Below are 13,155 nucleotides of genomic sequence, written 5' to 3'. Positions count from 1 at the left end.
TGGCCGGAAAGTGGCGGCGACGCAACGCAGAGTCAAGCTTAGCGAGAGAATTGGTTCCAATTTCGTGAGGATGGAGCATCACGAGTTGGCCAAAGGGTGATGCGTTTCGACCAGATCGCGCAGTTTTTCGTCCAGAACATGGGTGTAAATCTGGGTTGTCGAAATATCGGCGTGGCCAAGCAGCGTTTGGACAATGCGCAAATCTGCCCCACCGGCGAGCAGATGGCTGGCGAAGGCGTGGCGGAGAACGTGGGGTGCGACTCGGTTTGCGGAAATGCCGGATCGGGCCGCCAGCGCTTTCAAATCGCGGCCAAAGACCTGACGGGCCAAATAGCCATCCTCACCCTTGGCTGGAAAAAGCCAAGGACCGGGCGGCAGTTGCGTAAGCCAAGAGCGCACAGCATCTCGTGCACGGTCGTTCATAGGAACAACGCGCTCTTTTTTGCCCTTGCCCACGACGGTGATGTAGGCGGCTTCGCGCAGTACCGCAGCACGGCGCAGACTGACCAGCTCAGAAACGCGCAGCCCGGTGGCGTAGAGCAGTTCGAGCAGCACATAAAGGCGCTGGGCATTGAGCTGTTTTGCCGGCTCCTGGGAGGCGTTTGCTTCCTCTTCGGCGAGCGAGAGCAGTTTATCCACTTCTTCCACAGAGAGCACTTTGGGTAAGGCGCGCGCCGTGCGCGGAGAGGCGACAATGCGTGTTGGATTATCGCCGCGCAGATTGTCGGCGCAGAGGAATTTGTGGAACTGGCGAATGGCCGATAGGCGGCGCGCGGCGGAGGAGGCCGACAGGCCTGTGGCATGCAGCCAATCGAGATAGGCCGTCACACTGTCGCGCGTGCAGGTGAGTAGGGTCTCGCTGCGGTCGGCAACGAAATCGGCATAGTCATTGAGGTCGCGGCGGTAGGCATCGAGTGTATTGGCCGCCGCGCCGCGTTCGGCGCTCATCATTTCAAGAAAAGCGCCGACGAGATGGGTCCCACTCATTGGGCAGCTGGCTGGCTGGTAACATTGGGCTGCGGCAGCATCGACCCTGCGCCCGTGCCGCCGTTTGTGCCTGCGCCGGTTGGCCCGAGAAGGTCACGCGTCGGCACGCGCTGGCTAACCTCTTTCGGGGTTGGCTCGACAAAGCTGATGAGGGCGAACATGCCAGCATAGACCAAGCCGCCAAGGAAAATCAGCGTGATGAGCATCCGGAATAGTGTAGGCATTTTGGTCCTTCGCGCCGCGCGCCCGGCCTGATGAGTGCGCAAAATCTGCTGATGTGTTTCTGTGGTCAATCTGACCGATTTCACGCTGTTTAATCAACTGGTCCAAGGCTTCGCTTGACAGCTTGCGCGCTGATCGGTTGAAAGCGAGAGTGAATGCAGAGGGCCTCAGGTGAAAAACGGCGACGGCGGCGGTGCGAAGCAAGGCCGGGCGAAGGCCCTGGTGAACAGACTTGGGGGCAAGCCGATTGTGCTCGTGGGCATGATGGGCGCGGGCAAAACGACCGTTGGGCGGCGCTTGGCCAATCGCATGGGGCGCCTCTTTGTCGATAGCGACGAAGAGATCGAACGCGCGGCGCAAATGACCATTCCCGAGATTTTCGCTCAAAGGGGCGAAGTCGAGTTTCGCGCTGGCGAGCTGCGCGTTATCTCGCGTCTTCTCAAAGAAAAAGACATTATCCTGGCGACCGGTGGCGGTGCTTTTGTGCAGCCCGAAACACGCGCGGCGATCAAGGATGAAGGCCTTTCTGTCTGGCTCAAGGCTGATGCGGATGTGTTGTTTGAGCGCGTCTCGCGCCGCTCCAATCGTCCGCTTTTGCAGACGCAGGACCCAAGAGGAACGCTTGAGAAGCTCATTGCTGAGCGCTACCCGATTTATGAAGCGGCTGACGTGACGGTGATGAGCCGTGATGTGCCGCAAGAAACTGTTGCGACAGACATCGTGTCGGCGGTTCTCGACTACCTCAGGACAAAGAAATAATGGCTCAAATCGACCACACCGTGCATGTCGCGCTGGGCGAGCGCGCCTATGACATCCTCATCGGGCCGGGCCTTCTGGATGATGCGGGTGCTGTTCTGGCAGAAAAATTTCCGGGGCGTCGCTATGGCATCGTCACCGATGAAAACGTGGCTCGGGCGCAGCTGCCGCGTCTCGTCAAAAGCCTAGAAGACGCGGGCCTGTCGTACAGCACAGTGGTTGTTCCTGCCGGGGAAGCCAGCAAGTGCTATGCGGTGCTCGAAGATGTGGTCGAGGGATTGCTGTCGGCGAAGTTGGAACGCGGCGACCTCGTCATTGCGCTCGGTGGCGGCGTGATTGGTGATCTGGCAGGCTTTGCAGCCTCGATCACCCGTCGCGGCATGGATTTCATCCAGATGCCAACATCGCTTCTGGCGCAGGTCGATTCGTCGGTGGGCGGCAAGACCGGGATCAACTCCCCGCATGGCAAAAACCTTGTCGGCGCTTTCCATCAGCCAAAGCTGGTGCTGGCCGATCTCTCGACACTCGATACGCTTGATGCGCGCCAGTTCGCGGCGGGTTATGCCGAAGTGGTCAAATACGGCCTCATCGATGACCCTGAGTTCTTCGATTGGTTGGACGCTAACCGGGTGGAGATTTTCAATGGCGGCGTCGCCCGTGGCGAAGCCATTGCGCGGTGCTGTGCGCATAAGGCGCGGGTCGTCATCGAAGACGAAAAAGAAATCGGCGTGCGCGCCTTGCTCAATCTTGGGCACACCTTTGGCCATGCGTTGGAAAAGGACACTGGCTATTCCGACCGGCTGCTGCATGGCGAAGGCGTTGCCATCGGCATGGTCTTGGCTCATGGGTTTTCGACCAAGCTCGGCTTGGCGCCGGGGCAGGACAAAACCCGGGTAGAGGCGCACTTGAAGGCCGTCGGCTTGCCTACCACATTGGCAGATATTCCCGGACCTCTCGGTTCGACCGAGACGTTGATGGCCGCCATCGCGCAGGACAAAAAGGTGAGCCGGGGTGCTCTGACATTCATTCTGACCCGCGGGATCGGACGCTCTTTCATAGAAAAGAATGTCGATCCCACGGCGGTCAGAGATTATCTCAACGAGATGCGCGCTTAGGCGTCACTCGGATTTCAGCACTTGGATGTTGAGCGCATGGATTTGCGTCTTCAACTCATCGTTAAGTGCTCCCATAACAGCGCGGTGTTGCGCAATGCGTGTCATCCCGTCAAAATTGCGGGTCGCGATTCTGACACGAAAATGAGTTTCACCGCCTTCGCGCCAGCCGGCGTGGCCCGCGTGGTGGTGAGATTCATCGATGACCTCAAGATGGGTGGGGTCGAATTGTTCTGTGAGCTTGGCTCGAATGGTGTCCACCATGGACATTGGGTCGGCTCCGCTTTGGTTTGAAGACGTAACTAGAGCATCGGGTTGAAAGAGGGAAACCGCTTTTCAACCGCCCCGATGCAACAAATGAGTGCAATGAAACCGCAATCTAAGCTCTTCGATAGTATCCGCATTAGTAAGCGTCAGGATGACAAGCCTGCCGCGATCGAGATCACGTGTGATTGGGAAGGCTGCCAAGAGGCCGGCGAATATAAGGCTCCAAAGGGCCCGCGCTCTGAAGGTCAGTACCATACCTTCTGTCTCGAACACGTCCGTCACTACAACAAGGCGTTCAACTATTTTGCTGGCATGAGCCCGGAAGAGCTCGACGAAGCGCTACATACGCCGCCCAAGGCGGAAAGCCGTTCGACCTTTGCTACAGGCAATCCGGGGGCTGCACGCGCTGCGAGCACACAGATGCCGGGCCGCCCAGGCGACAAATATGGCGATCCGTTTGGTGTCTTCGCTCGCTACCGCTATCAGCAGAGCAAGAAGCCAGCCTCGGAACGCGTTAAGCCGCTGAGCGAGCTTGATCGTCGTGCGCTGGAAACCATGGGCTTTGCCGCCCGTGCAAGTTCTGACGAGATTAAGACCGCCTACAAGAACCTTGTAAAGCTGCACCACCCGGACGTTAACGGCGGCGACTCTTCGTCTGAAGAGCGTCTTCGTGCGGTTATTGCAGCCTATTCTCAACTCAAGAAATCAGGTCTGGTGGTTCGCTAAGTCTAGGGGCAAATAGGGGTGATCCAACACCTACCCGCCCAGAGACGAAGCTGCTATAGACGCTGTGCCTAATTTGCCAGTTCAGATAATCGACGAGCCCAGACCATGACTGAATTTGCCAACCTGCCCGACACTGAATACAGCGCGCGGGAACTCTTCGGTATCGACACCGATATGAAGGTCATGGGCTATAAAGAGCGCACCGATCATGTGCCGCCGCTCGATCCCGATTATCTGTTCGACCGCAACACCACGCTGGCGATCCTTGCAGGCTTTGCCTACAACCGCCGCGTGATGGTGCAGGGCTATCATGGCACGGGTAAGTCGACCCACGTTGAGCAGGTTGCAGCGCGTCTGAATTGGCCGCTGGTGCGCGTTAACCTCGACAGCCACGTGTCGCGTATCGATCTCGTCGGTAAGGACGCGATCGTGCTCAAGGACGGCAAGCAAATCACCGAATTCCGCGACGGTATTTTGCCGTGGGCGGTGCAGAACAATGTCGCTCTGGTGTTCGACGAATACGATGCTGGTCGACCGGACGTGATGTTCGTGATCCAGCGCGTTCTGGAACAGTCGGGTCGTTTGACCCTACTCGACCAGAACCGCGTTATTGTTCCGCATCCGGCGTTCCGCCTGTTCTCGACCACCAACACCATTGGTCTGGGCGATACTTCGGGCCTTTATCACGGCACGCAGCAGATCAACCAAGGTCAGATGGACCGTTGGTCGATCGTCACCACGCTGAACTACCTGCCACACGACAAGGAAGTCGGCATCGTTCTGGCCAAGAACAAGGTCTATGCCGAAACTGAAAAGGGCAAGAAGACCGTGTCGAACATGGTTCGCTTGGCCGATCTCACCCGTTCCGGCTTCATCAATGGCGATATCTCGACCGTGATGAGCCCCCGGGGCGTGATCACCTGGGCTGAAAACGCGCAGATCTTTGGTGGCGATGTTGGCTTTGCCTTCCGTCTCACCTTCCTCAACAAGTGCGATGAGCTTGAACGCCCGGTTGTGGCTGAGTTTTATCAGCGCGTCTTCGGCGAAGATCTGCCGGAAAGCTCTGCCAACCTGGCAGTGTCGGCCTAATTTTTGAAACGCCGCTCTTGGGGGTCTCCTCAAGAGCGGTGTTCTAAAAAGGTCATGGAACGAGGTTCTTGCCCACTGGCAGGAATGACGCCGGAATAGAACGGTGCGTCGGCGTCCGCACACCGGATGAAACCATGGCAACTCCTCCTCGCAGCAAAGCCAATAAGCCAGACCACACGCAGGTGTTCAAAAGCGCCATGGGCGCGACTGTGCGCGCCATTGCTGGCACTGCTGAGCTGGAAGTCACCTTCACCGCTGACCGTCCCCTTCTGACTTCGGATAAGGCGCGGATTGCCAATCTGCCGCGACTGCCGAGCAAGCGCGATATTGCTATTGCCCGTGGGCAGGGCGACGCCATGGCGATGCGTCTGGCCAGCCACAACCCCGAAACGCACCGCAAACGCGTCCCCATGGACCCGCAGGCCCGCGCCGCTTTTGATGCGCTCGAACAAGCCCGCGTTGAATCTCTAGGCTGTATCCGCATGGAGGGGATGGGGCACAACATCCACGAAATGTTGGAAGACCGCCTGTTCCGTGCCAATTTTGCAGAGGTGTCCGAGCAAAGCGATGCGCCGCTCGCCGAGGCCTTGGGCCTGATGCTGCGTGAAAAGCTTGCGGGCGTGCCTGTGCCGCCGTCAGGCCATGCGCTGGTTGATCTCTGGCGTGGGGAAATCGAAGCTAAGGCTGGCACCTCTATTGAGGCGCTGCTGAACACCTACGAAGACCAAGACGCGTTCTCGAAGGCTGCGCGCTCCGTGCTGCGCGATCTCAACCTGCTGGCCGAGGGCGAGCTGGACGATCCTTCGGAAAACGACGAGGACAATGCTGACGAGAACCAGCCCGAGCAGGCGCAGGGTTCAGACCAATCGCCAGAAGACGGCGAAGGGGAAAACGAAGAGCAGAATTCCGATCAGGATCAGCAGAGCGGGGAAAGCGAAGAGACCGGCGACGTTGAAGGCATGGAAGCCGATATGGCTGACGTGGACGAAGACGCCGAAGCGGAGTCGGGCGAAGACGCGCCGATGCCGCCGCCCGCTAAGGACGCTGACACCAAGCTCTCCAACACCTTCAATTACAAGGTGTTTACGACCAAGTATGACGAGATCGTCAAGGCGGCCGAGCTGTGCCCGCCTGATGAGCTTGATCAGCTACGGGCGCTGCTCGACAAACAGCTGGAAAATCTTGCTGGTGCCGTTGCGCGCCTCGCCAATAAGCTGCAGCGCCGCCTTATGGCCAAGCAGAACCGCTCCTGGCAGTTTGACCTCGAAGAAGGCCTGCTGGATAGCGCGCGGCTGACCCGTGTTGTCACTGACCCAATGCAGGCGCTGAGCTTTAAGGTCGAAAACGACACTGACTTCCGCGATACGGTTGTCACTCTGCTCATCGACAATTCTGGCTCGATGCGCGGTCGCCCTATCACCATTGCGGCGATCTGTGGTGATATCTTAGCGCGGACGCTGGAGCGTTGCGGCGTCAAGGTTGAGATCCTTGGTTTCACCACCCGCGCCTGGAAGGGCGGCAAGAGCCGTGAGGCTTGGCTTGAGGCCAATCGTCCGCAGAACCCGGGTCGCGTCAACGACATCCGCCACATTATCTACAAGGCGGCCGATGAGCCGTGGCGTCATGCGCGCCGCAACCTTGGCCTGATGATGCGCGAAGGCCTGCTCAAGGAAAATATCGACGGGGAAGCACTGGAATGGGCCCGCAAGCGGCTGATGGCGCGCCCTGAACAGCGTCGCATTCTGATGGTGATTTCAGACGGTGCGCCGGTCGATGACTCCACCCAGTCGGTGAACGCTGGCAATTACCTCGAAGCGCATTTGCGCCAAGTGATTGAAGATATTGAAACACGCTCGCCCATTCAGCTGGTGGCGGTGGGTATCGGTCACGATGTGACCCGTTACTATCGCCGGGCGGTCACCCTGCTCGATGCTGAAGAGCTGGCAGGCGCGCTGACCGACGAATTGGCCTCGCTGTTTGATGAAGAGCTCCCCGCCCAAGCGCGGAGACGGACACGCCGATGATCCGAAGCCTAGGCGCTGCTGCTGTTATCCTTGCTTTGACCATGCCGGTCAGCGCAGTGGATGTGACGGTTTCGGCAGCGCCGGTGTTGCGGTTCAAAGGGGTAGACGTTGACCAATGGGTTGATGGGCTGATCTTTCGCGGCGGGGTAACGCTGCAAAGCCAAGACGACACTTTTGGCGGCCTATCGGGCCTGACGCTGACGGGCGCGAACCAGCGCGTTGCCTTCGTCTCAGACCGGGGCAATTTCGTTTCTGGTCAGCTGGCTTACGACCAAAGCAATCGTCTTTTTGGCTTTATTGGCGTGAGCATAGAGCCCATGCGCAACTCCAAAGGCGAGGTGCTGCCGCGCCAGTTTGCGCGCGATGCCGAAGGCGTCGACACGGTCTGGCGCGATGGTGTGCCATCGGCCGTTCGGGTGGGCTTTGAGAACCTGACGCGGGTCGCCGATTTTGCTATCACTGATGGCCGTCCGGGCGGGGCCGCACGGGAAGTGGCCGTTCCTGAGTGGGTCAGCCAAGCACGAACCAATCGGTCGCTGGAGGCCATCTGTGTGGCTCCTCCAGCCTCCCCGATTGGGGGCTCGACCCTGTTGCTGATGGAAGATGTTCTCGACGGCGACGGTAATCACCGCGGCACCATTTTGGGCAATCGCGACAAGGGTGATGTGAGCTATGTCAACTCGCCAGTCGTGAACCCAACCGATTGCAAATTCCTGCCCAATGGCGATTTGCTGGTGCTTGAGCGGGGTGTGCAATTGATCAGCTTTGTCATGCGCTTAACGCGTGTGAAAGCGGAGGATGTGCAGGCCGGAAATCTGATGGGGGGCGAGGTGTTGCTCTCGGCGCAGGGCGGCGAGATCGACAATATGGAGAGCTTGCTCGTCCATCAGGCCCCCAATGGGGAAACCCGAATTGTCATCGGCTCGGACAATAATTTCAACGATTGGCAGCGCACGCTGCTGCTGGAATTTGCTCTGCCGGAGTGATCCCCGGCAGAAGCATTTTATGAGAGATTAGCGCTCGTTAGGCAGCGACCGGCATGCGGCGCAAGACGAGATCGCGGATCGCCTTGTAGGGGGCGAGGAGCAGTACAACCATCAATAGCTTGACGAGGAAGTCGCCTAAAGCCAGCGACTGCCAGAGCTCGACCTCGGAACCGACACCGAGGAGAGGGGCCGGGAAGGCGAGCGAGGAATCTTCCATGCCGAAGAAGGCATCAATTCCGGCAAAGGCGGGGGCCATGGCAAGGGAGAAGAAGATGATCGTGTCGAGCGCCGAGCTGAAAAGCGATGAGAAAACAGGTGCTTTCCACCAAGCGCTATTGCGTAGGCGATGGAAGATCGAGACGTCGAGCAGTTGAGCGACGAGGAAGGCCGAGCCCGAGGCAATAGCAATACGCGGGGTCGCGAGCCAGATGGAGAGAACAACCGCAACGCAGAAGCCGGCGACCACGACGAGCCGGGTTTTTTCGGGGCCAAAGGCGCGGTTGGACAGATCGGTAACGAGGAAGGCAATTGGGTAGGTGAAGGCACCCCATGTGAGGAGGTCACCCAAGTTTACACTGCCAATAGAGGCGTTTACCGGAAACTGGACGAGAATATTCGAGGCGGCCACACAGGCCACCATGGCGGCAATAGCCACCAAAAAGCGAGACAGCATCAGACTATCCTTATGTGATCCACTGATCGGCAATCGGCCGAGGCGGAATAAAAAACCGCGCGGAACTGGTTGAGCCCCACGCGGTCAAAACTTGTCAGAACAGAAACCGCTTAGCCAGCGAGAGTGGCGCGGATTTCCTTCTTGATGCCCAGAGCGAGTGGGGAGAGGTCAGCGTCAGCCTGCTTGAGCAGGAAGGCATCGAGACCACCGCGGTGCTCAACGGTACGGAGAGCTGCAGCAGAAATGCGCAGCTTAACCGGGCGGCTCAGCGCGTCGGAAAGCAGGGTCACGTTGACCAGGTTCGGGAGGAAACGACGACGGGTGCGGTTGAGAGCGTGCGAAACGCTGTTGCCAACCATAACGCCCTTACCGGTGAGTTCGCAGCGACGTGCCATATTCAATATCCTGTTTGTGTAAAGGTCCTTCGTGGCAGGCTTGCCTGCAACGGGCCTCGTTTGTGAAGAGATATAGCGCGGTCTTTAGACAAAGAGTCTGGCTGCGTCAAGGCGAGGCAGGGGTAAAGCGTCGTGAGCGCCTTGCTTAGGACTCATCGGAACGGCAGGTTGGGTGATATCCCTGATTCGTCCCGTCCGGCAGCATTACCGGCGGGTTAGTGTGGCCGAGAAACCCATGATCCGTCCTGCCTTTGCCCTGCTGGCTGCCCTTATTCCTATGACGGCACTGCCAATTTCCGCAGCGCCCGTCGAGGCCAAAGCCAGCTATGTGATCACCGTTGGCGGGATCAATGTGGCCTTGCTCGACGTTAAACTCAAGGACGATGGCGCGCGCTATAATCTTGATCTCGCAGCAAATGTGACAGGGCTTGGCTCCGTTGTCGCCAGCGGTACGGCGACAGCGCAGTCGCGTGGCCCGTCCAATGGGCAGCGTCTGCTGAGCGACAGTTTCCAGCTAGAGACCCGCGCCAATGGCGAGCGGTTTAATGTCAATGTGGACTATGCCAATCGCAATGTAACGGCCTTCACTGTCGAGCCACCTGTGCTCGATAGCTATGATCGCGTTGCTGTAGAGCGCCGCCATCTTACTGGTGTGCAAGACTTTCTGTCGTCGTTCGTGCTCAAGGGTACGGCGCTCGATCAATCCTTGTGTAACCAGACGCTCCCCATTTTTACTGGGGTGGAGCGCTTCAACATCAAGACCGGCTATCTCAAGCAGGATGAAGCGACCTCGCCGCGCACCGGCTATCAGGGGCCGCTGGTGGCCTGTTCGCTGGAATATCAGCCAGTGTCCGGCCATTTCACCAGCTCGGAAATGACAAGCTATTTAGCTGACAGCTCGCGCATCATCATCTGGTATGCGCCGCTGGCGGACAGCGGGTACTTTATTCCCTACCGCGTGATCGTCGGCACCAGCATGGGCGATCTGTCGATGGTTCTCACTCAGATGCAGTCCTGATTAGGCGTAAAACTCACGGCATTGTGATCATCGAAAGTATCGGGGCTTTGGCCCCGATTTTTTTTATGGGCGCGGATTGGCCCATCTTGGGCATGACGCTGGCACTTTTGGGCGCCAGCGTGGGCATGGGCGTGGCCTTTTCGGGCGCGGGGTCGTGACGCGAGGGCGAAAAACTTTGCACCATCAAAGGTGGCTGCGTTTTTTTGGGAGGGGCGAGAAGCGCGCACGGGCGTGGCTGTTGAGATGATGCGTGACGTTTCCGGTGCGGGGATTAGTGGCGGGTGCGGGGAGGGGACATTTGAGCGAGGCGTCGGGGCGAAAGACTTTGGTTGTGTTGACGAAAAATTGCACCGCTCTGGTTCCAATGCCCGTTACGACGAGGCGTTTCCGGCGCTGTCCAAAGCAATGGCGCTCAAGGATTTTGAGGGCGTTGGGCACTGGTCCTAGTTCAGAAAGTGCCGAGCTTCTTAACTTCGATTTAGCGGGTCGCTGGTTGTATACTGGGGTTAGTCCAAGAGAGTATGACCCCAATAGGCCGACTTAAGGCCTCGGTCGGAACCGAACGAACATGTCAGACCAACTTCGCCGGACCAGTCAAAGGCTTCAACTGTCGACCGACCATGGCAGGTATGAGTGGCTGGAAGCGATGATCAACCAGTTTCCAGATTACATCTATATAAAGGATCTGGACGGGCGCTTACTCTTCGCCAACGAGGCGGTCGTTCGCGCTAATGGGCTGGACAACATCGACCAAATCCTTGGGAAAACAGATTTTGATCTGCATCCCTACGCTGATGCAAAGAAAATTACCGATGTGGAGAACCGGGTGATCGCGACGGGAGTACCCGATCTCGGGATCGAGGAGATTTCTCTTGGCGGCAATGGCGACCGTTGGTTGATGATGTCGCGAGCCCCTTTGCGGGATAAGCACGGTCACACGGTCGGCGTCATTGGCATGTCGCGCGACATCACTTCTCGCAAAATGGCCGAGCAATTGGTGCAGGCGCAGGCGCGCCTCCTTGAACTCGTGGCGACAGGTGTTGAACTCGACAGAGTTCTCGACGAACTGATTTTGATGATCGAGACCCAGACCGTGAATGTCTCGGGCTCGGTGATGATCCGGTCGGAGGACGGGCAGAGCCTATTGCTGGCGTCAGGTCCGTCCATGCCGGAGATCTACAAGCAACGCATCCAAAGCGTGCCAATCGGCCCCGAGGTTGGCAGCTGTGGCACCGCGGCATGGTTCAATGAACAAGTTGTCGTGTCCGATATTGCCAGTGATTACCGGTGGAGCAACTTCCTCCATCTGGTTGAAGGCGTGAGTTACCAAGCCTGCTGGTCTACCCCAATCCGCTCCTCCCACGGGGAGGTTTTGGGGACCTTTGCCTTGTACTCGCCAGAGCGCGGCCCCCCTGACGCTAAACTCAACGAATTGATCGGGATCGCGGCCCATCTTGCCGGTATCGCCATCGAACGCCGACAAACGGAAGAACGCGTTCGCTTTTTGGCCACGCATGACGGATTGACCGGGCTATTAAACCGCGGCTCCATGGAGCTAGCCTTTGAGGTGACCCTTGCGTCGGCAAAAGACGTCGGTGGTCAGCTCGCTTTGGCCTTCCTAGACCTCGACAATTTTAAGCACGTCAATGACACGCTTGGTCATGCCACGGGTGATGAGCTGCTCAAGGTTATCGCGATGCGGCTTGAGCGCGAAGTGGGGGAAGACGGCATCGTCGCTCGCGTTGGCGGCGACGAGTTTGTCATCCTGATGAGCAAGCTGAAAGAGAATGTGATCGACCGGCTGGAAGCCTTGCGGGCGGCGGTCGCGGAGCCGATCCCCGTTCATGACATGATGCTCGAAATGACGTCCAGCGTGGGTGTCGCCATGCATCCGGAACACGGGTCTGACGCCACCACACTATTGGCCCATGCTGATGCCGCGATGTATCACGCCAAGGAATCCGGTCGCGACAGCTTGATGGTGTTTTCCCAAGACATCCTGGATAGCAGTAAGCAAAAGCTCGCAAAAACCGAGGAACTGCGGCGTGCTTTGCGTGAAAACGAATTCGTTTTGCACTATCAGCCCCAGTTCAATCAGCGCACCGGACAGATCAATTGTGTCGAGGCTTTGGTCCGCTGGAACCACCCAGTGCACGGCTTGATCGCACCAGCGCATTTTATACCGCTTGCCGAAGACAATGGTTTGATCGTCGCGCTGGGGCGCTGGGTGCTCGGCGAGGCGTGTCGCCAGTGTAAACAATGGGTCGATACGCTCGGGCCTGATTTTAAGGTCTGCGTGAATGTCTCTCCACGACAGTTCAAAGAGCGCACTGTCCTGAGTGACGTGCAAGACGCGCTCGCAGAGGCTGGTTTGAGCCCGCACAATCTCGAACTCGAGATTACTGAAAGCCTGATGATGCCAGATTTGCCGCTGGCGCTTGAATTGATGCGGCAACTTGGGGCCATGGGTGTCACCTTAGCCATTGACGACTTCGGGACGGGCTACTCCGGCTTGACCGCGCTGAAACGTTTTCCTGTTTCGAAGCTTAAGATTGACCGGTCATTCATTGCTGACATCCCGCACGATAGTGATGGTGAGGCCTTAACTTCGGCGATCATTGCGATCGCCCATAAATTGGGCCTGCAGATCGTGGCAGAGGGCGTAGAGACCGAAGCGCAGATGAAGTTTTTGTTGGAGACAGGCTGCGAGACCATTCAGGGCTATTTCGTCTCCAAACCACTCCCCGCGAGCGAAGCATTTGCGTTCATCACACATACGGCTGCGGCGTGAGCCGTCGTCGACTGTAACCGCATGGCGTAATGTCACGGCGGCGGTGCCGGGTTGGGTTGTACACGTCTGCTCGAGGCGGGGTGTGGAGTGCTTTTCGCCCGATGTTGGG

13 protein-coding genes and 1 pseudogene are annotated in these 13,155 nt (G+C 58.2%); 9 read left to right on the top strand and 5 right to left on the bottom strand.

From position 1 onward, the window contains the following. Positions 1-78 precede the first annotated feature (78 nt). Positions 79-987: a site-specific tyrosine recombinase XerD gene (locus tag H4N61_RS15565; protein WP_169195504.1), complete on the bottom strand. Its 909-nt coding sequence runs from the start codon at positions 985-987 to the stop codon at positions 79-81. Positions 988-1,088: 101 nt separating this feature from the next. Beyond that, a pseudogene (locus tag H4N61_RS15560) lies at positions 1,089-1,211 on the bottom strand (histidine kinase); the annotation flags it as partial. 169 nt (positions 1,212-1,380) lie between these two features. Between H4N61_RS15560 and H4N61_RS15555 the strand changes: the two are divergent. Next, positions 1,381-1,968 (top strand): shikimate kinase, encoded by a 588-nt coding sequence (locus H4N61_RS15555; RefSeq protein ID WP_169195503.1) that lies wholly within the window; start codon positions 1,381-1,383, stop codon positions 1,966-1,968. After that, entirely contained in the window at positions 1,968-3,080 is a 1,113-nt protein-coding gene (gene aroB / locus H4N61_RS15550) for a 3-dehydroquinate synthase (protein ID WP_169195502.1), read from the top strand. Before H4N61_RS15555 ends, aroB begins: the two co-directional genes overlap by 1 nt. 3 nt (positions 3,081-3,083) lie before the next feature. Here aroB and H4N61_RS15545 read toward each other — a convergent pair whose 3' ends face one another. After that, positions 3,084-3,347, bottom strand: a complete 264-nt coding sequence (locus H4N61_RS15545) for a BolA family protein (protein ID WP_169195501.1) — start codon at positions 3,345-3,347, stop codon at positions 3,084-3,086. Between the two features lie 87 nt (positions 3,348-3,434). Between H4N61_RS15545 and H4N61_RS15540 the strand changes: the two genes are divergently transcribed. From H4N61_RS15540 to H4N61_RS15525, 4 genes are all read left to right on the top strand, one after another. Further along, complete coding sequence (locus H4N61_RS15540; protein ID WP_182394426.1) at positions 3,435-4,070, top strand: DnaJ domain-containing protein; 636 nt, start codon at positions 3,435-3,437, stop codon at positions 4,068-4,070. 105 nt (positions 4,071-4,175) lie between these two features. Further along, on the top strand, positions 4,176-5,159 hold the full coding sequence (gene cobS / locus H4N61_RS15535; RefSeq protein ID WP_169195499.1) for a cobaltochelatase subunit CobS: 984 nt from the start codon (positions 4,176-4,178) through the stop codon (positions 5,157-5,159). A gap of 134 nt (positions 5,160-5,293) precedes the next feature. Beyond that, entirely contained in the window at positions 5,294-7,183 is a 1,890-nt protein-coding gene (cobT, locus tag H4N61_RS15530; RefSeq protein WP_169195498.1) for a cobaltochelatase subunit CobT, read from the top strand. After that, positions 7,180-8,169 (top strand): esterase-like activity of phytase family protein, encoded by a 990-nt coding sequence (locus tag H4N61_RS15525; RefSeq protein ID WP_182394425.1) that lies wholly within the window; start codon positions 7,180-7,182, stop codon positions 8,167-8,169. The genes cobT and H4N61_RS15525 overlap by 4 nt, the downstream gene beginning before the upstream one ends. A gap of 37 nt (positions 8,170-8,206) precedes the next feature. Here H4N61_RS15525 and H4N61_RS15520 read toward each other — a convergent pair whose 3' ends face one another. Beyond that, on the bottom strand, positions 8,207-8,842 hold the full coding sequence (locus tag H4N61_RS15520) for a queuosine precursor transporter (RefSeq protein ID WP_169195496.1): 636 nt from the start codon (positions 8,840-8,842) through the stop codon (positions 8,207-8,209). 110 nt (positions 8,843-8,952) lie between these two features. Beyond that, on the bottom strand, positions 8,953-9,237 hold the full coding sequence (gene rpmB / locus H4N61_RS15515) for a 50S ribosomal protein L28 (RefSeq protein ID WP_169195495.1): 285 nt from the start codon (positions 9,235-9,237) through the stop codon (positions 8,953-8,955). 235 nt (positions 9,238-9,472) lie between these two features. Between rpmB and H4N61_RS15510 the strand changes: the two genes are divergently transcribed. The 3 genes from H4N61_RS15510 to H4N61_RS15500 all read left to right on the top strand — a co-directional run bounded on the left by H4N61_RS15510 (position 9,473) and on the right by H4N61_RS15500 (position 13,046). After that, positions 9,473-10,255 carry a DUF3108 domain-containing protein gene (locus H4N61_RS15510; protein WP_169195494.1) on the top strand — a complete coding sequence of 261 codons (783 nt, stop codon included), beginning with the start codon at positions 9,473-9,475 and terminating at the stop codon, positions 10,253-10,255. Between the two features lie 189 nt (positions 10,256-10,444). Then, on the top strand, positions 10,445-10,702 hold the full coding sequence (locus H4N61_RS15505) for a hypothetical protein (RefSeq protein ID WP_182394424.1): 258 nt from the start codon (positions 10,445-10,447) through the stop codon (positions 10,700-10,702). A gap of 121 nt (positions 10,703-10,823) precedes the next feature. Then, a complete protein-coding gene (locus H4N61_RS15500; protein ID WP_182394423.1) occupies positions 10,824-13,046 on the top strand; it encodes an EAL domain-containing protein in 2,223 nt (740 codons plus the stop codon). The last annotated feature ends 109 nt before the right edge of the window (positions 13,047-13,155 follow it).

This window comes from Devosia sp. MC521 (assembly GCF_014127105.1).
In the GTDB taxonomy this organism is placed as follows: Bacteria; Pseudomonadota; Alphaproteobacteria; order Rhizobiales; family Devosiaceae; genus Devosia.
Note: the sequence above shows the minus strand (reverse complement) of the source record. Positions and strands in the feature narration are given on the sequence as shown.

Coding starts and splice junctions, on each gene's coding strand:
- cobT (WP_169195498.1), top strand. CDS start 5,294: ATGGCAACTCCTCCTCGCAGCAAAGCCAATAAGCCAGACCACACGCAG.
- rpmB (WP_169195495.1), bottom strand. CDS start 9,237: ATGGCACGTCGCTGCGAACTCACCGGTAAGGGCGTTATGGTTGGCAAC.
- H4N61_RS15510 (WP_169195494.1), top strand. CDS start 9,473: ATGATCCGTCCTGCCTTTGCCCTGCTGGCTGCCCTTATTCCTATGACG.
- H4N61_RS15540 (WP_182394426.1), top strand. CDS start 3,435: ATGAGTGCAATGAAACCGCAATCTAAGCTCTTCGATAGTATCCGCATT.
- cobS (WP_169195499.1), top strand. CDS start 4,176: ATGACTGAATTTGCCAACCTGCCCGACACTGAATACAGCGCGCGGGAA.
- H4N61_RS15525 (WP_182394425.1), top strand. CDS start 7,180: ATGATCCGAAGCCTAGGCGCTGCTGCTGTTATCCTTGCTTTGACCATG.
- H4N61_RS15565 (WP_169195504.1), bottom strand. CDS start 987: ATGAGTGGGACCCATCTCGTCGGCGCTTTTCTTGAAATGATGAGCGCC.
- H4N61_RS15500 (WP_182394423.1), top strand. CDS start 10,824: ATGTCAGACCAACTTCGCCGGACCAGTCAAAGGCTTCAACTGTCGACC.
- H4N61_RS15520 (WP_169195496.1), bottom strand. CDS start 8,842: ATGCTGTCTCGCTTTTTGGTGGCTATTGCCGCCATGGTGGCCTGTGTG.
- aroB (WP_169195502.1), top strand. CDS start 1,968: ATGGCTCAAATCGACCACACCGTGCATGTCGCGCTGGGCGAGCGCGCC.
- H4N61_RS15545 (WP_169195501.1), bottom strand. CDS start 3,347: ATGTCCATGGTGGACACCATTCGAGCCAAGCTCACAGAACAATTCGAC.